This window comes from Enterobacter sp. 342 (assembly GCF_036663495.1).
Classification (GTDB): Bacteria; Pseudomonadota; Gammaproteobacteria; order Enterobacterales; family Enterobacteriaceae; genus Enterobacter.
Map to the genome: position 1 here is coordinate 28,431 of NZ_JAWUEI010000003.1, position 24,331 is coordinate 52,761.

Below are 24,331 nucleotides of genomic sequence, written 5' to 3' on the forward strand. Positions count from 1 at the left end.
CCACCAGAGCCGTATGTTCCCCCTCACCCCAGCCCTCTCCCATAGGGAGAGGGAGAATATCGTTTCGCAATTCCTGCGCTTTTCCCTCTCGTTTCTTGATACTTACCCTGGTAACTATTATCGTGACCGCGTGTGACGAGAGGTTTCCCCCATGAGTGAAGAAGAGCTGTTTAGCCGCAGGCCGATGGGCATGCGGATGGCAATGATCGTGCGTCAGTGGCGTGCTGTCATTGATGATGCCATTCTCGATACCGGCTTAACCCAGTCGAGCTGGACGGTGATGATGCAGCTTCATCAACTTGGGGATAACGTCTCGGTGAGTGAGCTGGCGGAAGTGCAGGGCATTGAACTGCCGCCGCTGATGCGCACTCTGACACAGCTGGAAAAACAGGGTTACCTGTTGCGCACTGTATCGCCTTATGACAAGCGCATCCGGCTTCTGACGCTGACGCCTGAGGGAAAAGCCATATTAAAAAGGCTCACCCAGGTCATTGAGACGCTTCAGACGCGTGTATCGCAAAACATCGCGCCGGAGCATATCGAGATTTTCAGCGCCACGTTGAATCAAATCGCCTGCAATTTGCGGACAATCCGCGAAGAAGATAACAAGATCGAAAAATAATGACCCCTGAACAAAAGTTTGCCCGCTGGGTAAGGGTGAGTATTGCCTCTTTCCTGCTGATGTTTGTCTATTTTGTCGTCGCGGATATCTGGATCCCGCTGACGCCGGATTCCACTGTGATGCGTGTGGTGACACCGGTTTCTCCACGCGTCTCCGGTTACGTGGCGGCAGTTCACGTCCACAACAACAGCCAGGTGAAGAAAGGTGATCTGCTCTTTGAACTGGATGACACGCCGTTTCGCAATAAAGTGGAAGCGGCGCAAATCGCGCTGGAGCAGGCTCGCCTTTCCAACGAACAGCTGGACGCGCAGATCGCCGCCGCGCAGGCCAACCTGAAGACCGCGGTCCTGACCGCGCGTAACGACAAAGTCACGTTTGATCGTTATCAGAAGCTGAGCACCCTGCAGAACGTCTCGCAGGCGGATCTGGATAAAGTCCGCACCACCTGGCAGAGCAGCGAACAGTCTGTCAGCTCGATTCAGGCCAATATCCAGAACCTGCGTATCCAGCGTGGCGAACGGGAAGAACACCGCAATGTGACGCTGCAAAAATATCGTAACGCGCTGGATGATGCAGAACTGAATCTCGGCTGGACGAAGGTCTACGCGCTGGCGGACGGTACGGTGAGTAACCTGCAGTTAAGCCCCGGTTTCTATGCCTCGTCAGGCTCAGCCGCGCTGGCACTGGTGAACAACCAGACCGATATTGTGGCCGATTTCCGTGAAAAAAGTCTGCGTCATACCCATCAGGGCACTGACGCGGCTGTGGTGTTTGACGCCTTTCCGGGGCACGTATTCCGCGCCCACGTGACCAGCAGCGATGCGGGGATCCTGGCGGGCCAGGAGGCTGTTAGCGGCCAACTGTCAGAGCCGGAAACCTCTAACCGCTGGGTACGTGATGCCCAGCGAATGCGTGTTCACGTCACGCTGGATGAGTCGTTGCCGAAGTCACTCCCGACAGGCGCGCGCGCGACCGTGCAGCTCTACAACAGCGAAGGCCCGTTTGCCCGCTTCTTCTCCGGGATGCAGATCCACCTGGTAAGCCTGCTGCACTATGTCTATTAATACGCTGGCACGGGTATTTACCCCGCACGGTAATATCGTCTACACGGCAAACGATTTTCGTCAGACCCTGCGCATCGTTTTTGCCGGGATGATTGCCCTGAGCATCTCCAGCTTCTACAACACCAGCTACGGCGTATTTTATGTGGTCTACCCGATCATGCTTCTGTCGCTGGTCCCGGTGTTTAACCGTCACGTGGCGAAGCAGTTTATCTTCAGCGCATCGTTAAACTGCATTGAAATGGTAATTATCATCGGCTATCTGTCGCAATGGCCGCTCATTATGACGCTGGTGGTGTTTGCCCTGTACGTGATGCGCTTTCGCTTTATGAGTAAGGGGCCGCTGTTCCTCTTCGGTTCGATGGGGGTGGTGTGTCAGAGTGTGATGCTCAATTTTATGAGCTATCCCACGACTAACTGGCACACGTTGTTGTTTTCGAACATTGAAGCGAGTGTCATGGCCGTGTGCCTGAGCGCGTTGATGAACTATCTCCTGCCAGATGTGGAGCCACGCAAGCCACCGCCGTTGATTGAGAAAGATGACGCCCGGGTGCGACACGAGTCGCTGCTTTCCGGCACCGTTGCAACGCTGATTTTCGTGGTTTTCCAGATAAGTGATTTGAGTGACTCCCTTTCTGCGCTAATGGCCGGGGTGTTGATTCTGTTCCCGATGCACTATCGCGGCGCGGTGATGAGTTCCATCTGGCGCGTGGCTGGCGTGGTGTTGGGCTGTCTCTATATTCTGGTCGTCCAGCTTATCCTCTACGATCACAGCAGCCATATGCTACTGATGATGCCACTTATTGGCCTCGGCCTGGCGTTTGGTGCGCGTCTGCATGTGATGGAGAAAGTGGGGGCCGGAGTGGGGTTTTCCAGCATCACCACCATCGGCATTATGTTCGGGCAAAACATGCACCCCGACAGCGATCTGGTGTTCAGCGATCTCTATCGCATCACGTCCGTCACCTTTTCACTGGTGGCGACGCTGACGATGATCTTTCTGGTACACCTGATCCTCAATCGCTTCGAGGCGACGCGCTACGTTATCGCGCCGCCCAAAGAAGATTAGAACCTCAGTACGACGGGGAGCTGAGAGAGTAAAAACAGGATCAGGCCAATCGTCCCGCCCACCAGCGTGCCGTTGACACGGATGAACTGTAAATCCTTGCCGATGTTGAGCTCAATCTGACGGGACATATCTTTGGCATCCCAGCTTTTCACCGTGTCGCTGATATGTCGCGTCAGGAACGCGGCGAAATCCGGTGCGACGCGGTGCGCGGCCTGCTCCAGGTGCTCGTTCAGCGATGCGCGCAGGCTGGCGTCGTTTGTTAGCGTTTCGCCAAACCACAGCCCGGCGTTGGCGATGCGCTGCTTCACGCGCGAGTCTTCACTTTGCATATCCGCCTTTAGCCACTGGCGCAGGTCAGCCCACATCTCACCCAGATAGCGGTTAAACGCCTCGTCGTTCTTCAGATAGTGTTTGATGTTGTCGGCTTTCGCCGCCATCTCCGGATCGGTTTTCAGGTTGTCGATAAGCTTCAGTGTGGCGCGGTCGAACGCCTGACGGATCTGGTGCGTGCGGTCGTGGCTGATATCATCCAGCAGGGTGTTTACCGCGTTCGATACCATCTCCGCACTCTGATCGCCCAGCCACTCGGTGGGCAGCACCATTGCCTTACGCGGGTGCTCGGTCTTCAGCCAGTGAACAATCTGGTCGGCAATAAAGTCCCGTGTGCTTTCCCGCTGAATCAGGGTAATCAGGCGGTTGATGATGGCGTCCAGCAGCACCTGGTGGCGGTTATTTCTGGTCATGCTTTCGAGGATCACGGCGCTGGTTTCGGTGAAATCCACTTTATCGATAGCCTTATGCACCGCGCGCTTGAGCAAACGCTGAATGCGTCCGTCGTCGGTGAGTTCGAGAAAACCGCTCATCACCTGCATCAGATGCAGCCCGACGCGCTGGGCGTTGTCTGGTTTACTGAACCAGGCACCGATCATCTGTGCGGGTTCATAGCGGCGGATCAACGCCACCAGCGACTGGGTATCAAGAAATTTTTCCTGCACGAACTGGCCAAGATTGTCGCCGATCCTGTCCTTATTGCGCGGGATAATTGCCGTATGGCGCGAGATGAAGGGAATGGGCACTCTGCGGAACAGCGCGACAACGGCAAACCAGTCTGCCAGCGCGCCGACCATCGCCGCCTCGGCAATGGCCTTAACGCCGCGCACCCAGAAGGTCTGCGGCAGGAACAGGGTGATGATAAACGCCGCAGTGGCCAGCAGTAGCAGCGACAGCGCCAATAGCTTGGCGCGTTTGAGTTCGGTTATTTTTTCCATGGGGTAAGGATAGAGGGAATTGAACGAAAAATGCAAAGCTGATGTATGGAGAGGATTCCTGGAATGAACAAACTTTTATTATCCAATAAATATATACATTACAATTATTCATCATTAATTTTTCTATGTTTTTTGTGCTTATCTATTCTCGAATGTAAGATTCTGTGATTGATGTAGTAACTTTTGCCCTTTATTAGTCTTAAGGTGAATTAATTTTAATGACGGGAGTGGAATTAATGACATGGGAATATGAGGTTTCTACAGGTATATTAAGTCATAATGGTGGGTTTGTTGCTAACTGCTATAGTGGTGCCGGTGAATCAAAAGATAAGCCTGGGTGTGAACGGCAACGAAACAAAGGCCCTATTCCACGAGGTGTTTATTTTATTGCCGGGTGGAATAATCACAAAAGTGCCGAGGCGATTATTCTTGAACCTATAGCGGGGACCAATACTTTTGGTAGGAGTCATTTTCAAATTCATGGTGATAAGAAAGGGCAACCGCCAGGTTCAGCGTCAGCAGGTTGCATTATTATGAATGGACAGGATAAGCGTCATCTGATTTATAATTCGGGTGACACAATACTGGTGGTGAGATGATGAAATATCTCATTGTCTTTTTCTTCTCGTGTTTTTCGGTAGTGTTATTGGCAAAAAATAATTCTCCTGAGCAGATTATGCAGATGATAAATAACAACGGTGCCAGGAGTGTTGTGGATAATCTGTATTCAAATGATAGTGAAGGGTCGGAATGGTGGAACCATGTGATTCCGGAGATAAGTAAAGGAACCCATGCATGGTTAGTCGTAGCGAGTGCCATCGAACCCGGGGTGGACGCCGGTACCGCTGAAGATTTAAAGGCGGCGCTTTCAGAAGCCATCCCACATAACCCTGAGGGAGTCTTAGCAATCTTAAAAGACGATAAACCGTTGCTCACTATTGAACAAATCTGCTCTTTTGCTAATTTTCCGGAGACAGAAGCAGAGAGTAATAAGCTTTATGTAGATTCAATCAGGGAGATGTTTAAGGTTAACAACCCTAAGGGTAAAAGATGTCTCGCTGTTATGATCGCTACTGTTGAAAACTCAGTTCCATTCGAAAAGGATAATTAAATGGCCATCCCAGGATATATGTCCTTAACGGACGATGCGGGTAATATCATAAAAGGTAGCGTAAAGGTTAAAGACCGTGAAAACCAGATTGAAGTCTTAGGACTCTATCATAACGTAAGTTATAACTCTGATCTTCATAATGGCAGAGTGTTGAGTAAACGCCAGCATCGCCCATTTCTTATTGAAAAGGAAATTGATGCTTCCAGTGTTCTGCTATACAAAGTACTGAGTACGGGAGGTACACTCAGGAAAGCGACTATCGACCTTTATCGAATCAACGATGCCGGTCAGGAAGAAATCTATTTCACGATAACGCTGGAAGCGGTGAAGATCGTCACATTGTTTTCATTGATGCATGACGTGAAAGATACTTATCATGAAAAACAGGGGCATCTTGAGCTTGTTTTGCTTCGTTATGAAAAGATTACCTGGCATTACCGTGACGGCAACGTTATTCATACGGATGACTGGGATTATCGGTTAGGGGCTTAAGAAGGGCCTGTGAAAATCCTTTCATAGCAACCGCGACAACACCCACCCACCAAACCCCATCAGCACTACTCCTGCCGCGCGTTCAATCAACCAGAGCGAGCGGCTGAGCTTCTGTTGAACGGCGGGCAACCCCATCACCGACACCAGTGCCAGATCCCACACCAGCACCACCATCACCATCCAGACACCGCAGGTCGATTGCTGAAGCAGCGTGACGTCCGGTCCCAGTAGCGCCGTCATCAGTGCCAGATAGAACAACGCATTCTTCGGGTTTAACAGCGCCGAGCCGAGCCCCAAAAAGATCTGCTTACGCAGCGAAGGGAAGCGCTGGTGAGTTTCATTCAGCGCCAGCGCCTGCTGGCCGCTGCGCACCAGATGCGAGCCGATCCACAGCAGGTACAGCGCCCCGCAAAGCTCGATAAGCCTAAACAGCCACGTAAACTGGCGCAGCGCGCTCCAGCCGATAATGACCAGTAAAATATACAACCCGTTGCCCGCAGCGATACCGAGGCACAGCCCGGCGCTGCCGCGTAGCCGATAACGCGCCGAGTAACCCACAAGCAGGAAGAAATCCGGGCCCGGGCTTAACAGGGCAACAAAGTGCGCCAGCGCCAGGGCGAGAAAAGCGGAAGGGAAGAACAGTTCCATAGCGACCTCAGAATGCAAAACCGGGTACAGACTACGGAAAGGCAGAACCTATTTATTGTCTGATATTGATCGGCCCGTGGCGTACTGGCGCGGCGTGGCGGCGGTATAGCCCACGAAGGTCTTATGAAAATGGCTCTGGTCGGCAAACCCGCTCTGGTAGCCGACGTCGGCGATATTATCCCCGGCGCGCAGCCGCGCTTTGGCATACTCCACACGGGAGATGTTGAGGAAGCTGCCCGGCGTCAGGCCGGTGTCCTGTCTGAAAGTGCGGATCAGCGTCTCCTTGCGCAGCGAGAATCGTTGGGCAAGTTCGTCGAGGGAAGGCGGTGCGGCAAGGTCGTCAAGAAATGCCTGCTGAACCTGCTGGCTGGTTGAGCGAAGCGACTCTGCATTATCCGCACAACGGGGAAGGGCGGAAAGCAGCGTGCCCAAGGATGCAGGAGACATTGTCTCAACAATATCAAGGTAGTGTTTAAAGAGAGTAGGGTCGCGAATCACCTGAAGCGCCAAAGGAAGCCCGGTGTCGATATAGAGCATGTGATAGCTGCGCGTCTTCCCGGCGACGGGGTTGCAGCTGTGCGGCACATAAGCCGGGATCACAATCAGGTCCCCGGGCTGGAGGATGTACTCTCTGTCATGGCATATGCAGCTGGTCTGGCCTTCTACTATCGCGCCAATGGAGAGCTGAGGATGACAATGACGTTTGTACGCTTGCGTGCTCTGCCACGTACTGCGCAACTCAAGCCCTGAGGTGCGGTGAAACGTCTGGCGGATGTGTCGGGTATTGGTCATGGGAACTCCTTCTGGACGTTTTTTATACCACGTCAGACTACCGTCTGGCAGCGCTTCATTAAGAAGCTTCCGGATATACCCAACTTGACGTCCATCGTCAGAGCAGAAAGAAGAAGGATATCCAGTTTTTTCATGTTTTATACCTCGCCATCCAATGTCATTTTTCTGACACGTTGATTCTTTACGGTGTTGGCTTCACTCTATGGATGCTAACAATATGAAAAGAAAAATTATTCCTGTGCTTATCGGTTGTGCGCTCTCTTTCTCTGGCCTGGCGGCACAGCCTACCGCTGAGCGATATATCGTCAGCTTCCCTGACGGCTCCCATGTGAAATACAGCGGCGCGTTTGCCGATGCGTTCCCGAACGGGCTCCCAGTGGGTATTGGTTCTGGCCTGCTGTTTATGGGCAAGCAGGGTGATGCACTGACCTTCGTGACAGTTACCGATCGCGGTCCGAATGCGGATGCGCCAAAAATGGGAAAAAACGAAGCCAAAATTTTTGTTACCCCGGATTTCGCGCCGTTGCTGATGACCATCCGTGTACAAGACGGTAAAGCCGAGGCCATTGATGCTCGCCCTCTGCATGACGAGAAAGGCGAGATTAACGGTCTGCCACTGCAAAGCGGCGTGATTGGCTCCACTAATGAGGTTGCGTTAAGCGACACGTTAAAGACGCTAAAAGGTGACAACCGTGGGCTGGACACGGAAGGCATCACGCCGGACGGAAAAGGGGGTTACTGGCTGTGCGATGAGTATGGTCCGTTCCTGATAAACGTCGACAGCAAAGGGAAAATCCTGGCGATCCACGGGCCGCAGGCGGCGGAAGGGGAAAAATCCATCGCGGGCGGTCTGCCAAACATTATCAAATGGCGTCAACCGAACCGGGGCTTTGAGGGTCTGACCCGCATGCCTGACGGGCGCATTATTGCCGCTGTGCAAAGCACGTTGGATATCGACGGTAAAAGTAAAAAACAGGCGTTGTTTACGCGTCTGGTCAGCTTCGATCCGGCGACCGGGAAAACCGCGATGTACGGTTATCCCATCGACAGCTCCGCCTACAGCAAAAACAGTGATGCCAAAATTGGCGACATTGTGGCGCTCGATGACCAGCACATCCTGCTGATTGAGCAGGGAAGCGATAAAAACGACGGAATGCGTAACCTGATCTACAAGGTGGATCTCAGCAAGGCGAGCGACCTTTCCGCCTTTGACAAGCCGGGCGAGTACCCCGAGTTTGATGATGAGAAGACCCTGGCGCAGCGCGGCATAACCCTTGCGGAGAAAACGCAGGTCGTCGATTTACGCGCCCTCGGCTGGCAGCAGGAGAAGGCCGAAGGGATGGCGCTGATCGACAGCAAAACGCTGGCAATAGCAAACGACAACGACTTTGGCGTGAAAGCGGTAATGCAAAACCCGGTCGAGGGCAAGAAGCTCAAGGATTATCGGGTGAACGCGGAAGGGACGCTGACGCTTGATGACAAGCCGGTTGAGACCACTATCGCCGTGAAACCGCTGAAGAAGCCGGAATCTGACAGTGAACTGTGGATTGTGACGCTGCCGCAGGCGGTGAAATAGGATCTTACCCCTCATCCTAACCCTCTCCCTCAAGGGAGAGGGGACGCAGGGCAGTTATTTCTTCAGACCCGCAAACGCCGCCCGAATCTCTTCTTCCGGGAGTTGGATACCAATAAACACCATCACGCTGCGCGGTGATTCCTCTCCCCACGGGCGATCCCAGTCGGCGCTGTACAGGCGCTGCACACCCTGGAACAGCAGGCGGTTCGGCTCGCCGTCAATCCACAGCATCCCTTTGTAACGCAGCAGCTTGTCGGCAAACGACAGCAGCAGGTTCTCCATCACGCGGGAAACCTCGCTGATATCCACCGGGTAGTCCAGCTCGACGACAATCGATGACACATCGTTTTGCTTGTCGGCCATAAAGTGAAAACGCGGCTTCGAGGTGACATTCTCTTCCAGCATAAAGCCATTGGTGTTGAACAGTTGAGACAGGTCGATGTCGCCATGCGTCACCGTGTAAATTGGGGCACGGGAGTTGATGCGCGTCAGGCGATCGCGCAGTTTTTCACTCTCACCCGCCACGTCGGTTTTGGTCAGCAGAATGCGGTCGGCATAACCCACCTGAGACTGAGCAATGGTGAACTGATTCATCTGTTCGTCGGCGTGGACGGCATCGACAAGTGCAATCACGCCGTCCAGCAGGTAGCGCTGACAGAGGATCTCATGGGAGAAAAAGGTCTGAATAATTGGGCCGGGGTCAGCCATGCCGGTGCATTCAATCACCAGGCGGTCGAAATTGATGTCACCACGATCGCGGCTGTCGAGCAGGTCCAGCAGAGCGTCTTCCAGTTCGTTAGAGCGGGTGCAGCAGATGCAGCCGTTGGTCAGGGTTTTGATCTGCGTGGCGCGATCGCCGATCAGCTGATCGTCTACCGAGACTTCGCCAAACTCATTTTCGATAACGGCGATTTTGAAGCCGTGCTGCTCGTTCAGAATATGGCGCAGCAGGGTGGTTTTACCTGCGCCGAGGAAACCGGTCAGCAGGGTGACGGCAATCGGGGTCATGGTGTCTCCTTTAGCAGCAGCGGACGCCGCCTTCTCCACTTCCGCCGTAGCGCGCTTCCTGACGCTCGCGGAAGAATTCGGTGTAGGTCATGTACGGCTTATCCGGATGGTTGGTCTTCATATGCTCAACGTAGTTGTCATAGTCCGGAATGCCAATCAGCATTTTCGCCGCCTGACCGAGGTATTTTTTTGCTTCGCCTAAGTTACCAAACATTGTGGGTTCCAGATAGAAAAGCCCGGCGATGTGAGTCCGCTGGGCTTGTGTTCCCCTCACCCCAACCCTCTCCCAAAGGGAGAGGGGGAGGATTGCGGATTAATGGTGTGAAGAGGTCTTCACGCCGCCTTCCGGCACCGGCACATACGGGGTCTCTTTGTCCGTACGCCCCTCGGCGTTACGCACTTTCAGCCAGGTTTTGATGCCGTAGAAGATGATGCTGTACACCACCACCAGGAACAGAATGCTCAGACCCGCGTTGGTGTAGTTGTTCACCACGATATGGTTCATGTTGGCAATCTGCTGCGCAGTCAGGTCTGCGCCGCCTGCGGCAATCTTCTCTTTGTACTGATTAGCCATAAAGAAGAAGCCTTCCAGCTGTGGGTTAGCGCTGAACAGTTTCAGGCCAAGCGCCCAGGTGGTGCAGAGCAGCAGCCACAGTGCAGGTACCACGGTGACCCAGATGTATTTGGTGCGTTTCATCTTCACGAGGACAACGGTACCGAGCACCAGAGCAACGGCTGCGAGCATCTGGTTAGAGATACCGAACAGCGGCCACAGGCTCTTCACGCCGCCCAGTGGGTCGACAACGCCCTGATACAGCAGGTAACCCCACAGGCCAACACAACCTGCCGTGCCCAGCACGCCCGCAACCAGAGAGTCGGTTTTCTTCAGGAACGGCACGAAGTTACCCAGCAGATCCTGCAGCATGAAGCGGCCTGCACGGGTACCGGCGTCCAGCGCGGTCAGGATGAACAGGGCTTCAAACAGAATACCGAAGTGGTACCAGAAGCCCATGTCCGCCCACGGCAGCACTTTGTGGAACACGTGTGCGATACCCACAGCCAGCGTCGGAGCACCACCTGCACGGTTCAGCACGGACGGTTCGCCGATGTCTTTCGCGGTCTGCATGATCTGCTCAGGCGAAATCACGAAGCCCCAGGAGCTGACGGTCGCTGCAGCATGTGCGCTTGCGTCTTTCAACTGCGCCATGATCAGCGCCGCGTTGTCACCACCCATCTCATGCAGGTTTGGCATGGTAATGCCCAGACCCGCCGGCGGCGTGTTCATCGCGAAGTAGAGACCCGGTTCGATAATGGACGCAGCAACCAGCGCCATGATCGCCACAAAGGATTCCATCAGCATGGCACCGTAGCCGATCAGACGAGCGTCTTTCTCGTTCGCCAGCAGCTTAGGTGTGGTACCTGAAGAGATCAGCGCGTGGAAGCCCGATACAGCACCACACGCGATGGTGATGAACAGGAACGGGAACAGCGCGCCTTTCCACAGTGGGCCAGTACCGTCGATGTACTGCGTCACTGCTGGCATTTTCAGATCCGGGTTAATCACCAGGATACCGATCGCCAGACCGACGATCACGCCGATTTTCAGGAAGGTCGCCAGGTAGTCACGCGGAGCCAGAATCAGCCATACCGGCAGCAGAGCGGAGATAAACGCATAACCGATCAGCGCGAAGGTGATGGTGGTGTCCTTGAAGGTCAGCGCCGGGCCCCAGTACGGGTCGTGCGCAATCACGCCGCCGAAGTAGATGGAGGCAACCAGCAGCACGATACCAATCACCGACACTTCGCCCACGCGTCCAGGGCGCAGGAAGCGCATGTAGATACCCATGAACAGCGCAATCGGCACAGTAGAGCAGACGGTGAAGACACCCCACGGACTCTCAGCCAGGGCTTTCACCACGATCAGGGCCAGCACCGCGAGGATGATGATCATAATCAGGAAGCAGCCGAACAGGGCGATAGTCCCCGGCACGCGGCCCATCTCTTCTTTGACCATCTCACCCAGAGAGGCGCCGTTACGACGAGAAGAGATAAACAGCACCATAAAGTCCTGCACGGCACCCGCCAGTACTACACCGGCGAGCAGCCACAGGGTGCCCGGCAGGTAACCCATCTGCGCGGCCAGTACCGGGCCGACCAGCGGGCCAGCGCCAGCGATAGCGGCAAAGTGGTGACCAAACAGCACGTAGCGGTTGGTTGGCACATAGTTCAGGCCGTCATTGTTAATGACCGCCGGAGTGGCACGCGTCGGGTCGAGCTTCATGACCTTCTGCGCGATGTACAAGCTGTAGTAGCGATAAGCAACAAGATAGACGGAAACAGACGCGACCACGATCCACAGGGCGCTTACGTGCTCGCCCCGGCGTAATGCGACAACCGCCAGACAAAAAGCGCCGAGGATCCCGAGTAAGGCCCAGGGCACGTGCTTCAGTAGTTTTTTAGTATCCATAATAGACCTGGTTTTTTATGTAAAGAAAAAAGGGTCAGGGTTCGTTGTGAGGAGGTGTTGATTAATGCTGGTGGGATCTTGCCAGAACGTCGCGTGTGTAAAGGAGGGTAAATGGATGAGTGGTTGAAAGTGCCAGGTGAGCGGTCAAAGGTGGCGGCGAGTGGTTCCGGTTCGCCGCCAGCGGTCGAAATTATGTGATTGAGATCACTTGGTTATGCGCGCTGCTCTCCATTGCCAGGTAGCTTTCCAGTGTTCTGATGAGCTTCTCCTTAAGCCAGCTCGGCTCCAGGATCTGAATGTCTGGCAGCCAGTAGAAAAGCAGCGGCAGGATCTGATTTTCGTGTGCCGCCTGACAGCGCAGCGTGACGCCGCTGTGTTGCTCCTCCAGCAATTCTTGCTTCGGCAGGAGATCGCGGCGCAGGAAGTAATGTGAAATATTATTTTTAATAAATATTTTCACTGCGAAAGTATCTTCCGATACCCAAGGATCGAGGCTTTTTTCCAGCAGCTCGCGGGCATTTTCTTCAGGAGTGAAGGTGGTCGTATGAATATCAAGCCAGCTAATCTGACTCAATGAGAAGGATTTGAGTCTGCCATTTTCGGTGGCTTGTAAATACCATATATTTTTTTTGTTAATGAGTTTATAGGGATTAATCAGGCGGGTTTTACTCTTATAAACGATCTGGCAAACATTATGGTTCTTAATCGATTTCTCGATTTTCGCTAAATGACGGCGAATATCGCGTTGTACCGTATGTTCTGCTTCATTCCCAAGGATAAGAATATGGTTTTCGTCAACGCGTGTTTCAAGTTTCTGCCAGAATTCCGCATTTCTTTCAGGGAAAAAGCTATCAGCATTCAGGAAGTTAGCCAGTGAGTGATGTAATCCTTGTCCGCCGGGAGATTGTGAAGAATGGATCAGTCGATATAGCCCATTACCGGTATGTTCAACAATCGGAGAGAGTGCATTTAAATCCCGGTAGACGGTACGCTCGGTAATTTTAAATTTTTCCATTAGCGCACTGCGGTTTACCACACCGTTTAAATGTAGTTCAACCAGAATATCGACCAGACGTTCAGCCGAGCGGCTCCGCGTCGTTTTAGCCATAAGGTGATCCTGTATATTTGTGTATGCGCTGAATGATGCGGATGGCACTGACAACAGATGTCAGTATTCAGGCACAGAAAATTTCTCTTATGGTTATATAACGGCGTGATTTAGTGGAAACCTTAGGGATTTTTGTGGAAAGCGGCGCTGGCCAGGGAAAAAGGCCAGCGCGAGAGGGGTTATACTGCGGCTTCCGTCTCCATCATGACCGGGTGAAAACGGCGTTTGAAGTAGATCAGGCCATGTTCCGCGTCACTCAGAATGATATTTTTAATTTCAACAAGATAAACAAGATGCGTACCGATGGTTTGCACCTGGCTTATCTCGCCTTCAAGGCTGGCCAGCGCGCCTTTCAGCACTGGTTGTGCCAGCGCGCCGTTCTGCCAGCAGGAGAGCGCAAAGCGGTCCTCCATTGCCATACCGGTCATTCCGGCGAAGTGGCGAGCCATTATCTCTTGCTCATGGTTCAGCACGTTAACGCACAGTTTGCCGTTGCCCTGAAACACCGGGTTCATGGCGCTATTGGCGTTGATGCACACCATCAGTGAGGGTGGGGTGTCCGTTACCGAGCAGACGGCGGTGGCGGTGATCCCGCAGCGACCAGCCTCACCCTCAGTGGTGATAACATTCACTGCGGCCGACAGGCTGGCCATCGCATCGCGAAAACGCAGACGTTGTTCTGATTGCATTGTCATCTCCCGCTGCGTTATTTCAGCAGCTTATCCAGCATGTTGATATCGCTGTTGTTGTGCAGGTGCGGCACTGTCCAGCCGTGTTGGTCGTACTCGGACATGCAGCGGTCGACCATTGCCATCATCTTGTCCATGTTGCCGGAACTCTGCGCCTGACGCAGACACTGCAGGCGGATCTCATCCTGGCTACCGGAGTAGTTGATTTCGTATAGCTCGTGACGGCCGCCAAATTCGCTGCCGATGGCGTCCCACATCAGTTTTAAAATTTTGATGCGTTCGACGTGATCCATGCCGTTAGAGCCGCGCACGTACTTCGCCAGATACTGATCAATCTGCGGGTTGTTCAGGTCACGCGCGCTGGACGGCAGATAGATAAGCCCGCTGGTGACGTTACGCTCAATGATGTTCTTGATCTTCGCATAGGCCATCGGCGCCATCACACGATAGGTTTGCAGGGCGGCATGATCCGGCAGATACGCGCCGTTGACCCACGGGGTAGCTTCAGAGCACATGGAGTCGCTCAGCGCCCAGAACATATTGCGCCAGGCCACCACTTCGCCGAGATCTGCCTGCACGCCACGGAATTCCAGCGTGCCGGTGCACTCCAGCGATTTCTTCAGCAGGGCGGTGATAAAGTCGAGTTTTACCGCCAGACGCACACAGGCCTGCAGCGGGTACATACGGGCAAAGCCACCTTCCATTGTCCAGCGACGGCAACGGTCAAAATCGCGGTAGATCAGCACGTTTTCCCACGGGATCAGCACATTGTCCATCACCAGAATCGCATCGTTCTCGTCAAAACGGCTGGAGAGCGGGTAGTCATACGGGGAGCCGGTTGCGCCAGCCACCATCTCGTAAGAGGCGCGGGAGATTAGCTTCACGCCCTCGGCATCCATCGGGGCGACGAACATCAGCGCGAAGTCCGGGTTTTCGCCCATCACCTGCGCGGAGCCGAAGCCAATCATGTTGTAGTGAGTCAGCGCCGAGTTGGTTGCCACCACTTTTGCACCGCTGACGATAATTCCCGCGTCGGTCTCTTTCTCCAGCTTGATGTAGACATCTTTCACTTCATCGGCGGGTTTATGGCGATCGATCGGTGGGTTAACAATCGCGTGGTTGAAGTACAGGCCGGTTTCCTGAATGCGGGTGTACCAGTTACGGGCGTTCTGCTCGAACTGACCGTAGAAGGCCGGGTTAGCGCCGAGCGCGCAACCAAATGCCGCTTTGTAATCCGGCGTGCGCCCCATCCAGCCGTAACTCAGGCGCGACCACTCGGCGATGGCATCACGCTGCTGGCGCAAGTCGTCGGCACTTTTTGCCACCCGGAAGAACTTATGGGTGTAGCCGCCACTGCCGGTATCGGTTCCCCAGCACAGCGTGTCCTGCATGTCTGGTTTGTGCAGGGCATCGTACATCTGCGCGATGGAGGCTGCCGCATTACGAAATGCCGGGTGGGTGGTGACGTCTTTGACGCGCTCGCCGTAGATATAAATCTCCCGACCGTCCTGCAGGCTTTTTAAATACTCTTCACCGGTTAATGGACGTTTGGCATCAGCGCGGAAATCTTCAGGCTTCATAGGGACCTCGTATCGGAATAGTGTTGTTAAATTTATGTTTTGTTTTTGTTGTTTAATTGAAGCGTGAGAAAGGCGTAACGTGAAGGGACGATTGGGACAACGACGGGTACTTTTCGGGTGGGATTGGATTTTGTGATCTGTGCTGCTTTTAGGCGGGTGGCGCTGCGCTTACCCGCCCTACGGACCGGGATACGTTCAGGAAACCGGTACTTTCTGCGCCCGATACGCGCTTGGCGAGCACCCCACTAAGCGGTTAAAAAAGCGGGCAAAATAAGCCGGATCTTTAAACCCCAACTGCCAGGCAATCTCACTGACCGCGCTGTCGGAGAAGAGCAGCAAGCGCCTGGCTTCGCGAAGCTGGCGGTCGAAGATCAGCCGTTTCGGCGGGCGGTTGGCGAAGCGGCGACAGATATCGGTCAGGCGGGATTCGGTGAGGTGCAGCTCGCTGGCATATTCCGGCACCGTCCAGTGCTGGTGGTAGTGAGCATCAATCAGCTGGGTAAAGCGCTGGAAGAGTTTGAGCTCGCCGCGCATCCCGCCTGAAGCATGGTCGTCGAGCTTCGCGTTGCGCAGCAGCAGAGTGAACACCGCCTGCGCCAAAAGTGCCAGCGTATGTTCACGTCCGGGCAGTTGTTCCCTGGATTCGCGTTCGATCAGTTGCCAGTAGTGCTTCAGCGCCGCCAGTTCATCCGGTTTGTCGGCCAGGGAGAGGCAGATCCCCGGCAGGCCAAACGTTTCGCGTGTGCCGGGGTAGAGCACTTCCAGCAGCGGCCAGATCAGATCCTCACGCACCGTCAGGACATGCCCGTCGCTGTCGGATTCAGTGATAAACGCGTGCGGCACCGACGGCGGTGTAAGGACGAAAAGCGGTGCCTGCACCGAATAGCGGTGATCGTCGAGCTGAAGCTCAATCTGCCCGGTATCAAGAAAGTGCATCTGAAAATACTGGTCGTGACGATGCGCCTGCATGTCGCGGCCAAAAAAGGCCGCCATGCGGGCGAATGACTGGTAGTGCACATCGTCGGTGCCCAGACTTTCGTCGTACTCCTTGCTGATATCAATGTTGGCGATGGGGCTCTGGCACATGGCCGCTCCTCTGCTGATCCCGGTGCGTCATCGGGATGCGTGTTAATACCAGCGCACCGACCACCAGCAGACCGGCGACAAACCACAATCCTGAACTGAAGCTTCCGGTCGCATCACGCAGAATGCCGATTAGCAGCGGGCTGACGGCAGATCCCACGTTGCCGATGGCATTGATCACCGCCAGTGCCACTGCGCGGGATTGCAGGCTAATAACCTGATCCGGCGTGGTCCAGAATATCGCCATGGCGGTAAACGATCCGGTTGAGGCCATGATGATGCCAAGCAACTGGATCAGACTGTGATCCGTCGCTGAGGCCAGCATCCATCCCGCCGCGGCGAAGAGATACGGCAGGATGGTGTGCTTTTTTCGCTCTTTCAGCCTGTCGGAGCGGCGGCTCCACCAGATCATCCCGAGGATGGTACAAAACTGCGGGATCGCCGCCAGCAGGCCGATCACGATATTGCTGCTGTGGCTGTTAAAGCTTTGCAGGATCTGTGGCGTCCAGATGTTGATTGCGCTGAGCGTGTTTGTCAGACAGAAATAGGCCAGGGTGTAGAGCAGCACCGCAGGGGTCAATACTTCACGTAGTGTCGAGCGCGGCGTGGCGGAATGCGCAACGGCAAGCTCCTGCTCGCGGGCGATCATGGTTTTGAGTGCCTGCTTTTCGTCATCATCCAGCCAGGTGGCCTGATCCGGCGTGTCGTTAAGGAAGAACCAGGTCACCACGCCAAGCACCACGGACGGCAGGCCTTCCAGCAGGAACAGCCACTGCCAGCCTTTCAGGTTCCACAACCCGTCCATGGCCAGAATGTACCCGGAGAGGATCGAACCGAGCATCATGGTCACCGGCATGGCAATCATAAACAGCGCGTTGGCGCGGGCACGGTGATACGCCGGGAACCACCAGGTGAGATAGACCAGGATCCCTGGCAGGAAGCCGGCTTCGGCAATACCCACCAGCATGCGCAACACATAGAGCGTCTGCGGGCTGGTGGCGAACATGGTGCAGGTCGAGGCAATGCCCCACACCACCATGATCCCGGCGATCCAGCGGCGCGCGCCGATCTTTGCCAGCATGATGTTGCTCGGGATCCCACACAGCACGTAGGTGACGTAAAACAGCGTTGCCGCCAGGCCAAACATGGTGGATGTCAGGCCCAGATCTTTGCCCATCGTCAGCCCGGCAAAGCCAATGTTAATGCGGTCGAGGAACGAGAAGACAAACAGGATAAAGAGAAACACGATCAAGCGACGGAACAGTTTGTTAATGACGCGATGTTCAACAGCTTTATTATTTTGCAGGGTAGAGGTCGTCATGGTGCGCTCCAGATCTTACGTTTAGTAGACGGATTTATTGTTATTAACTGACGTAACCGGTTTTTCGATAAATCGCGCTGCCAGGGCTTCGGCGCTGCGGGCGAGCAGGGTGGTATCAACGCCGACGGCGACAAACAATGCGCCGAGTTCGAGATAGCGTTTTGCCAGCGCTTCATTCGCCATCAGGATGCCGGGCGCTTTGCCTGCGTCGCGTATCTGGGCAATGGCCTGTTCGATAGCGGCCTGTACGTCCGGGTGCTGCGGATTACCCGCAAAACCCATGTCGGCGCTGAGATCCGCCGGGCCGATAAACACCCCGTCAACCCCTTCTACATCCAGGATCTGCGGTAGATTTTTCAGTGCCTCGCGGGTTTCAATTTGCACCAGTACGCACATGGCATCGTTCGCCTGTTGCAGGTAATCCGGGATACGGTTCCAGCGTGACGCACGGGCCAGCGCACTGCCCACACCGCGAATACCCGCAGGGGGATAACGGGTAGCGCTTACCGCCAGCCGGGCTTCATCGGCGTTTTGTACCATTGGTACCAGCAGGGTTTGCGCGCCCACGTCGAGCAGTTGTTTGATCTGCACCGGGTCGTTCCACGACGGGCGCACGACCGGCTGGCTGGCGTAAGGCGCAATCGCCTGTAACTGCGTTAAGACGGTTTGCACATTGTTTGGCGCGTGTTCACCGTCGATCAGCAGCCAGTCGAAGCCCGCACCTGCCAGCAGTTCGGCGCTGTAGCTGCTGGTCAGCCCCAGCCATAAACCGATCTGCGGCGTTCCGGCTTTCAGCGCCGTTTTGAATGCGTTTTGCATGGTTGTCTCCTAGACGAAGCGGCAACTGATGGAGCCCATGTTGCCGTAATCGACATGGAAGGTATCGCCCTTGCTGGCGGGCACCGGGCGGGTAAACGAACCGCCGAGGATGATTTGCCCCGGTTCAAGCTGCACGTCGTACGGGGCCAGTTTATTTGCCAGCCATGCCACGCCGTTCGCCGGATGGTTCAGTACCCCTGCGGCGACGCCGGTCTCTTCGATCACGCCGTTACGATAGAGCAGGGCGGAGATCCAGCGCAGATCCAGCTCGTCGGGTTTAATCGGGCGACCACCGAGGATCACCCCAGCGTTGGCGGCGTTGTCGGAGATGGTGTCGAACACTTTGCGCGGGCGTTGGGTGTCGGGATCGATGTTGTGGCAGCGGGCGTCGATCAGCTCCAGCGCCGGGATCACGTAATCCGTGGCGTTGTAGACATCGAAGATCGTGCAGTTTGGGCCGCGTAGCGGTTTGGCCAGAACGAAGGCCAGCTCCACTTCGATGCGCGGAACGATAAAGCGATCGACGGGGATGTCGCTGCCGTCGTGGAAGAACATGTCGTCCAGCAGCGCACCGTAATCCGGTTCGCTGATCTGCGAGCTGGCCTGCATTGCTTTGGAGGTCAGACCGATCTTATGGCCTTTCAGTACGCGGCCTTCGGCGATTTTCAGGCTGACCCATTCGCGTTGCACGGCGTAGGCGTCGTCGATGGTGATCGTCGGGTAGTCCAGCGAGATCTGGCGGATCTGCTCGCGGGATTGCTCCGCCTGGTGCAGACGATGGGCGATCAGAGTATGGGTGTGTTTATCGAGCATGGCGTATCCTTTGTGCGGCTGTTGCCGGGTGGCGCTTCGCTTACCCGGCCTACGTTCGAGCCGTTGTAGGCCCGGTAAGCGAAGCGCCACCGGGCGAAAAGATGTCTACTTAAACAACGCGTGCACGTTGTTTTGTTTGTAATTGAGCGTCGGGTGAAGCTCGTCGAGCTCAAATGACAGCGCCAGATAGCGAGCTGCCATCAGATCCGCGAAATGCGTTTTGATAAGCTCAAACATCATCTCACCCACGGCCTCACGGCTCTCCAGGCTTCGCCCGGCACCGATTTTCAAGGTCATATGCACAAAGGCGTAATCGTGTTTGCCGTCGGCCATCTGCCAGGTATCCAGCCAGTGCGCGCGGCTGCGGATACCGCCGAGCGGGAAGATATCCGTGGCGGCCAGCGCCTCGTTCACTTTGGCGAACAATCCCGGCAGGTCGGCCTGCTCGCGGATATTGTCGGTACATTCAGCGATAAAATGCGGCATGGTGGCTCCTTAAGCAGGCAGGGGGAAAACAGCGTTGACCTGGCCGGTACCGGAACTGGCAAACAGCTCGGTGAGAAACTCCACCTTGCCGTCGTAGTTGTCCCAGCCGAGCATCCCCAGCAGCATCACCGTGTCGTGCATGTTGCCCTCGCCGTAGCAGTAGTCGGCGTACTCCGGCAGCATGCTGCAAAACTCTTTGAACTGGCCTTCGCGCCACAGCTTTACCACCCGCTCGTCCATCTGGCGGTCGAACTCGCGGGTGTAGCTGTTCATCCCTTCTTCCGCGCGCTGGTCGTCAATAAAACGGTGCGACAGCGACCCGCTGGCCAGCACCGCGACCGTGCCATCGTATTTCTCAATCGCGCTGACGATGGCTTCGCCGAGCTTGCGGCTGTCGGCAAAGTCGTGAACGGTGCAGAACGCGGAAATGGAGATCACTTTGAAGTGCTTGTCGCTGTTCATATAGCGCATCGGCACCAGCGTGCCGTACTCCAGCTTCAGGCTCGGGATGTTGTGCGCTTTGGCCCGCACGCCAAGCTTCACCGCTTCGTCGGCGATCAACTGGCCGAGCTCAGGATTACCGTCGTAGTCGTAGGTCATGTCGCGGATAAAGTGCGGCAGCTCGTTGCTGGTGTAGATGCCGGAAAAATGGTCCGCACAGTTGATGTGGTACGCGCTGTTCACCAGCCAGTGGGTGTCGAAAACGATAATGGTATCGACGCCCAGCTCACGGCAGCGCTTGCTGATCTCTTTGTGCCCGTCGATGGCCGACTGACGGCAGCCGTGGTTTTTCCCCGGCAGCTCAGAAAGGTACATCGACGGAACGTGGGTAATTTTTGCCGCTAACGCTAACTTGCCCATATCAGACTCCCCATTTTGGAATCGGATGGTCGCCCATTGAGATACAGACGTTTTTCATCTCGGCGAACACTTCAAAGCTATACTCGCCGCCTTCGCGCCCGGTGCCGGAGGCCTTCACGCCGCCAAACGGCTGACGCAGGTCGCGCACGTTCTGGGTGTTCACAAACACCATGCCGGCTTCAATGTTGCGCGCCAGGCGCAGCACTTTGCTCACGTCCTGGGTCCAGATGTACGACGCCAGACCGTACTCAACGTCGTTGGCCAGGCGCAGACCTTCCGCTTCGTCTTTAAACGGCAGCAGGCAGGCCACCGGCCCGAAGATCTCCTCCTGTGCCACGCGCATGCGGTTATCGACATCCGCCAGCACGGTTGGGCGCAGGAAGTTGCCGCCTCTCAGGTGCGCAGGCAGATCGGTCGGTTTATCCGGCCCGCCCGCCAGCAGGGTCGCACCTTCTTCAATACCGAGACGGATGTAGCCGGAGACTTTCTCCCAGTGCTGCTGGCTGATCAGCGCGCCGATCTGAGTGTTTGGATCGGTCGGGTCGCCCACGCGCAGGCGGTTGGCGCGTTCGGCGAAGCGTTTGACGAATTCCGGGTAGATGCTCTGCTGAATGAAGATGCGCGAGCCCGCGGTGCAGCGCTCGCCGTTAATGGAGAAGATGGTGAACAGGGCGGCATCCAGCGCGCGCTCAATGTCGGCATCTTCAAAAATCAGCACCGGGGATTTTCCGCCCAATTCCATGGAGTATTTTTTCAGCCCGGCGTTTTTCATGATGTTTCGCCCGGTAGCCGTCCCGCCGGTGAATGACACGGCGCGCACATCGTGATGACGCACCAGCGCATCGCCTGCGGTGGCACCGTAGCCCTGCACTACGTTCAGCACGCCGGCTGGAATACCTGCTTCCAGCGCCAGCTCGCCCAGACGGTCGGCCGTCAGCGGGGAGAGTTCAGACATCTTCAGCACTGCGGTATTGCCCAGCGCCAGGCATGGCGCAACCTTCCAGGTGGCGGTCATAAACGGCACGTTCCACGGCGACACCAGCGCGCAAACACCCACCGGCTGCACCAGGGTGTAATTCAGCATCTTGTCGTCGACCGGGTAGGTTTTGCCGTTCATCTGCTGGCACACTTCGGCGAAAAACTCGAAGTTGTGCGAGGCGCGTGGGATCAGCACGTTTTTGGTCTGGTGGATCGGCAAGCCGGTGTCGGCGGTCTCCATGGCGGCGATCTCGGGCACGTTCTGGTCGATCAGATCGCCCAGACGACGCATCAGGCGCGCGCGCTCTTTCATCGGCAGGTTAGCCCATTTCGGGAATGCCTCTTTTGCCGCCGCAACGGCCTGGTGTATTTCGGCTTCGCCGCCGGAGGCCACTTCTGCCAGCACCTCGCCAGACGCCGGGTTAGTGGTGTGGAAGTAGTCACTTCCCGCCACGTTTTTGCCGTTGATCCAATGGTTTATCTTTTTCATTTTGTCGTCTCCTCACTGACAATTCGGTTCACCAGGCGGCCCACGCCTTCCACTTCCACCACCACTTCGTCACCCGGCACCACGTCGGAAAGCCCTTTCGGCGTGCCGGTGGCAATCATGTCACCCGGTTGCAGGGTCATAAATTCGCTCAGGTACGCAATCAGGAACGGGATGCTGAAGATCAGGTCTGCCGTGGTCCCTTCCTGGCGTAATTCGCCGTTAACGAAGGTGCGCAGAGCCAGGTTGTGCGGGTCGGGGATGGCCGCTTTCGGCACGATGTTGGGGGAAATCGGGGTCAGCCCGTCGCGGCTTTTGACGCGCAGATTCGGGCGATAGTAGTTTTCGAGATAGTCGCGGATGGCGTAGTCGTTGCACACCGTATAGCCCGCCACGTAGTCCATTGCGTCGGCTTCACTCACCTTGCGCGCGGTTTTGCCGATGACCACCACCAGCTCCGCCTCGTAGTGCATGTACTCAACGTTGTCCGGGCGTACCGACGTCTGGTTATCACCGTTAAAGGTATTCGGGGCTTTGATAAACACCAGCGGCTCGGTGGGCGGTTTGAAGTCCAGTTCGCTGGCGTGGTCGGCGTAGTTCAACCCCAGGGCAAACAGCGTGGCATGCGGGTGCGGGCCGTGTGCGATGGCTACGTCGCGTTCATCCACCACCGGGTTTTCCAGCGGGGGAAAACCTTTCGCCAGAACGCGCACGCGATCGCCGGGCTGCAGGGGGACGCGGGAATGCGGAGTACCGAGCAGAATGGCATCACCGGGATTGAGGGTGGCGAATTCGCTCAGGGCGCTGAGCAGTTCGGCGGCATTGCGCTGCAAATCGGCCGTGTTCCAGTGGTCAGCTTCGCGGCCGTTGATTTCGGTGATGATGGCCAGGTTATCGACGTTATCAACGGCGACAAGCTCACCCAGCGGACAAAAACCGTCACGGCATTTGGCTTTGATCGCCGGGCGATAAAAACTCTCTTCCGGCAGGCTCACTTCATTGGCTAACGCATATCCCGCGATGTATGCCGCCGCGTCTTCCACGCGCACCTTGCTGGCAGTTTTACCCACGACCAGTGCCACCGTCGCACCGCTTAACACCGTTTCCCCTTGTGGGAACGGAATGGGCTCGCCTGCACGGATCACGGTGTTATGCGGTTTGATAAACCACACCGCCGTTTTTGGCGGCGTGGTGTAGGGGGCCTTTTCAAACGCGTCGCGCCAGGCATCACGCTGGCTTTGATGGTTCAATGCGACGGCAAAAACAGTACCTTTCATTGACTACTCCTCACCCTGAAAGTCCGGGTTGTGATTTCGTTAATATATTAATGATCTGGTTTTATGCTTTTGCTGTTCGTTTCGCAATCAGAAGTGAAAAATTTGTGATATGAATAACAATAAATTTACATCTAAATAATTAAGTATTTATTTATCATATGGTTAATAAAATCAGATTGTTTCTGTTAGACTTTTTGACGTAAAACGAGTTGTTTATAAAAACATCTTTTGTGTAATTGTTTACTTGTTAATGACTGGTGGGGAGAGGCTATGCATGATTCATTAACCATCGCGCTGTTGCAGGCGCGGGAAGCGGCGATGTCTTACTTCCGCCCGATTGTGAAGCGGCATAACCTGACCGAACAGCAGTGGCGCATTGTGCGCGTGCTGGCTGAACATCCGTCGATGGATTTTCACGACCTCGCGTTTCGGACCTGTATTTTGCGCCCGAGCCTGACGGGCATTCTGACGCGCATGGAGCGCGACGGACTGGTGCTGCGCTTAAAGCCGGTGAACGACCAGCGCAAGCTGTACGTGTCGCTGACCAAAGAGGGGAATGCGCTGTACGAACACGCCCAGGCGCAGGTGGAAGAGGCCTATCAGCAGATTGAAGCGGAATACACGCCGGAGAAAATGAAGCAGCTGACGGCGCTGCTGGAAGAGTTTATCGCGCTCGGCAACCGCCATATTGCCGAACGCGGGGAAGAGGAGTAAC

General features: G+C 55.5%; 25 protein-coding genes. 8 read left to right on the forward strand and 17 right to left on the reverse strand.

Going from position 1 to position 24,331, the window contains the following annotated elements:
- The first annotated feature begins 151 nt into the window (after window positions 1–151).
- Genes V6E55_RS03385 through V6E55_RS03395 form a run of 3 tightly spaced genes read left to right on the forward strand, consistent with a single transcriptional unit; the run spans window position 152 to window position 2,752 of the window.
- Window positions 152–622 carry a MarR family winged helix-turn-helix transcriptional regulator gene (locus tag V6E55_RS03385; RefSeq protein ID WP_114979201.1) on the forward strand — a complete coding sequence of 157 codons (471 nt, stop codon included), beginning with the start codon at window positions 152–154 and terminating at the stop codon, window positions 620–622.
- Complete coding sequence (locus V6E55_RS03390) at window positions 619–1,686, forward strand: HlyD family secretion protein (RefSeq protein WP_316942248.1); 1,068 nt, start codon at window positions 619–621, stop codon at window positions 1,684–1,686. The genes V6E55_RS03385 and V6E55_RS03390 overlap by 4 nt, the downstream gene beginning before the upstream one ends.
- Complete coding sequence (locus tag V6E55_RS03395) at window positions 1,676–2,752, forward strand: DUF2955 domain-containing protein (protein ID WP_316942176.1); 1,077 nt, start codon at window positions 1,676–1,678, stop codon at window positions 2,750–2,752. Before V6E55_RS03390 ends, V6E55_RS03395 begins: the two co-directional genes overlap by 11 nt.
- Here V6E55_RS03395 and V6E55_RS03400 read toward each other — a convergent pair.
- Window positions 2,749–4,020 (reverse strand): DUF445 domain-containing protein, encoded by a 1,272-nt coding sequence (locus V6E55_RS03400; RefSeq protein ID WP_114979273.1) that lies wholly within the window; start codon window positions 4,018–4,020, stop codon window positions 2,749–2,751. The genes V6E55_RS03395 and V6E55_RS03400 overlap by 4 nt on opposite strands.
- A 236-nt stretch (window positions 4,021–4,256) precedes the next feature.
- Between V6E55_RS03400 and V6E55_RS03405 the strand changes: the two genes are divergently transcribed.
- Genes V6E55_RS03405 through tssD form a run of 3 tightly spaced genes read left to right on the forward strand, consistent with a single transcriptional unit; the run spans window position 4,257 to window position 5,623 of the window.
- Window positions 4,257–4,619 (forward strand): tlde1 domain-containing protein, encoded by a 363-nt coding sequence (locus V6E55_RS03405; protein ID WP_114979274.1) that lies wholly within the window; start codon window positions 4,257–4,259, stop codon window positions 4,617–4,619.
- Complete coding sequence (locus tag V6E55_RS03410) at window positions 4,616–5,131, forward strand: hypothetical protein (RefSeq protein ID WP_316942177.1); 516 nt, start codon at window positions 4,616–4,618, stop codon at window positions 5,129–5,131. The genes V6E55_RS03405 and V6E55_RS03410 overlap by 4 nt, the downstream gene beginning before the upstream one ends.
- Window positions 5,132–5,623 carry a type VI secretion system tube protein TssD gene (gene tssD / locus V6E55_RS03415; protein WP_316942178.1) on the forward strand — a complete coding sequence of 164 codons (492 nt, stop codon included), beginning with the start codon at window positions 5,132–5,134 and terminating at the stop codon, window positions 5,621–5,623. It begins immediately after the preceding gene.
- Window positions 5,624–5,644: 21 nt separating this feature from the next.
- Here the strand turns inward: tssD and V6E55_RS03420 are convergent, their stop codons facing one another.
- Window positions 5,645–6,271 (reverse strand): LysE family translocator, encoded by a 627-nt coding sequence (locus V6E55_RS03420; RefSeq protein WP_316942179.1) that lies wholly within the window; start codon window positions 6,269–6,271, stop codon window positions 5,645–5,647.
- Window positions 6,272–6,319: 48 nt separating this feature from the next.
- Window positions 6,320–7,063: an AraC family transcriptional regulator gene (locus V6E55_RS03425; protein WP_316942180.1), complete on the reverse strand. Its 744-nt coding sequence runs from the start codon at window positions 7,061–7,063 to the stop codon at window positions 6,320–6,322.
- Window positions 7,064–7,280: 217 nt separating this feature from the next.
- Between V6E55_RS03425 and V6E55_RS03430 the strand changes: the two genes are divergently transcribed.
- A complete protein-coding gene (locus V6E55_RS03430) occupies window positions 7,281–8,639 on the forward strand; it encodes an esterase-like activity of phytase family protein (RefSeq protein WP_316942181.1) in 1,359 nt (452 codons plus the stop codon).
- Between the two features lie 54 nt (window positions 8,640–8,693).
- Here V6E55_RS03430 and yjiA read toward each other — a convergent pair whose 3' ends face one another.
- From yjiA to hpaG, 14 genes are all read right to left on the reverse strand, one after another.
- On the reverse strand, window positions 8,694–9,647 hold the full coding sequence (yjiA, locus tag V6E55_RS03435; RefSeq protein ID WP_114979208.1) for a GTPase: 954 nt from the start codon (window positions 9,645–9,647) through the stop codon (window positions 8,694–8,696).
- Between the two features lie 10 nt (window positions 9,648–9,657).
- Window positions 9,658–9,861, reverse strand: a complete 204-nt coding sequence (locus V6E55_RS03440; RefSeq protein ID WP_003856610.1) for a YbdD/YjiX family protein — start codon at window positions 9,859–9,861, stop codon at window positions 9,658–9,660.
- A 99-nt stretch (window positions 9,862–9,960) separates the two neighbouring features.
- Window positions 9,961–12,114, reverse strand: coding sequence for a carbon starvation CstA family protein (locus tag V6E55_RS03445; protein WP_028016551.1), 2,154 nt, complete (start codon window positions 12,112–12,114; stop codon window positions 9,961–9,963).
- A gap of 190 nt (window positions 12,115–12,304) precedes the next feature.
- Complete coding sequence (locus V6E55_RS03450) at window positions 12,305–13,222, reverse strand: helix-turn-helix transcriptional regulator (RefSeq protein WP_129997137.1); 918 nt, start codon at window positions 13,220–13,222, stop codon at window positions 12,305–12,307.
- Window positions 13,223–13,401: 179 nt separating this feature from the next.
- The gene (locus V6E55_RS03455) at window positions 13,402–13,911 is read right to left on the reverse strand and encodes a 4-hydroxyphenylacetate 3-monooxygenase reductase subunit (RefSeq protein ID WP_236920794.1); all 510 of its coding nucleotides are present in this window, start codon (window positions 13,909–13,911) and stop codon (window positions 13,402–13,404) included.
- A gap of 17 nt (window positions 13,912–13,928) precedes the next feature.
- Window positions 13,929–15,491, reverse strand: a complete 1,563-nt coding sequence (hpaB, locus tag V6E55_RS03460) for a 4-hydroxyphenylacetate 3-monooxygenase, oxygenase component (RefSeq protein ID WP_028015397.1) — start codon at window positions 15,489–15,491, stop codon at window positions 13,929–13,931.
- Between the two features lie 195 nt (window positions 15,492–15,686).
- On the reverse strand, window positions 15,687–16,577 hold the full coding sequence (gene hpaA, locus V6E55_RS03465) for a 4-hydroxyphenylacetate catabolism regulatory protein HpaA (protein ID WP_114979212.1): 891 nt from the start codon (window positions 16,575–16,577) through the stop codon (window positions 15,687–15,689).
- Window positions 16,549–17,895 carry a 4-hydroxyphenylacetate permease gene (gene hpaX, locus V6E55_RS03470; protein WP_108089512.1) on the reverse strand — a complete coding sequence of 449 codons (1,347 nt, stop codon included), beginning with the start codon at window positions 17,893–17,895 and terminating at the stop codon, window positions 16,549–16,551. The genes hpaA and hpaX overlap by 29 nt, the downstream gene beginning before the upstream one ends.
- Before the next feature lie 21 nt (window positions 17,896–17,916).
- Complete coding sequence (gene hpaI, locus V6E55_RS03475; protein ID WP_114979214.1) at window positions 17,917–18,714, reverse strand: 4-hydroxy-2-oxoheptanedioate aldolase; 798 nt, start codon at window positions 18,712–18,714, stop codon at window positions 17,917–17,919.
- Window positions 18,715–18,723: 9 nt separating this feature from the next.
- The gene (gene hpaH, locus V6E55_RS03480) at window positions 18,724–19,527 is read right to left on the reverse strand and encodes a 2-oxo-hept-4-ene-1,7-dioate hydratase (protein ID WP_028016557.1); all 804 of its coding nucleotides are present in this window, start codon (window positions 19,525–19,527) and stop codon (window positions 18,724–18,726) included.
- A 105-nt stretch (window positions 19,528–19,632) separates the two neighbouring features.
- Window positions 19,633–20,013 carry a 5-carboxymethyl-2-hydroxymuconate Delta-isomerase gene (locus V6E55_RS03485; protein ID WP_316942182.1) on the reverse strand — a complete coding sequence of 127 codons (381 nt, stop codon included), beginning with the start codon at window positions 20,011–20,013 and terminating at the stop codon, window positions 19,633–19,635.
- A gap of 9 nt (window positions 20,014–20,022) precedes the next feature.
- On the reverse strand, window positions 20,023–20,874 hold the full coding sequence (gene hpaD / locus V6E55_RS03490; protein WP_316942183.1) for a 3,4-dihydroxyphenylacetate 2,3-dioxygenase: 852 nt from the start codon (window positions 20,872–20,874) through the stop codon (window positions 20,023–20,025).
- Window position 20,875: 1 nt separating this feature from the next.
- Window positions 20,876–22,342 carry a 5-carboxymethyl-2-hydroxymuconate semialdehyde dehydrogenase gene (gene hpaE / locus V6E55_RS03495; RefSeq protein ID WP_236920789.1) on the reverse strand — a complete coding sequence of 489 codons (1,467 nt, stop codon included), beginning with the start codon at window positions 22,340–22,342 and terminating at the stop codon, window positions 20,876–20,878.
- Window positions 22,339–23,616, reverse strand: a complete 1,278-nt coding sequence (gene hpaG / locus V6E55_RS03500; protein WP_316942184.1) for a 4-hydroxyphenylacetate degradation bifunctional isomerase/decarboxylase — start codon at window positions 23,614–23,616, stop codon at window positions 22,339–22,341. Before hpaG ends, hpaE begins: the two co-directional genes overlap by 4 nt.
- A gap of 270 nt (window positions 23,617–23,886) precedes the next feature.
- Between hpaG and hpaR the strand changes: the two genes are divergently transcribed.
- Entirely contained in the window at window positions 23,887–24,330 is a 444-nt protein-coding gene (hpaR, locus tag V6E55_RS03505) for a homoprotocatechuate degradation operon regulator HpaR (protein WP_028016562.1), read from the forward strand.
- Window position 24,331: the final 1 nt, after the last annotated feature.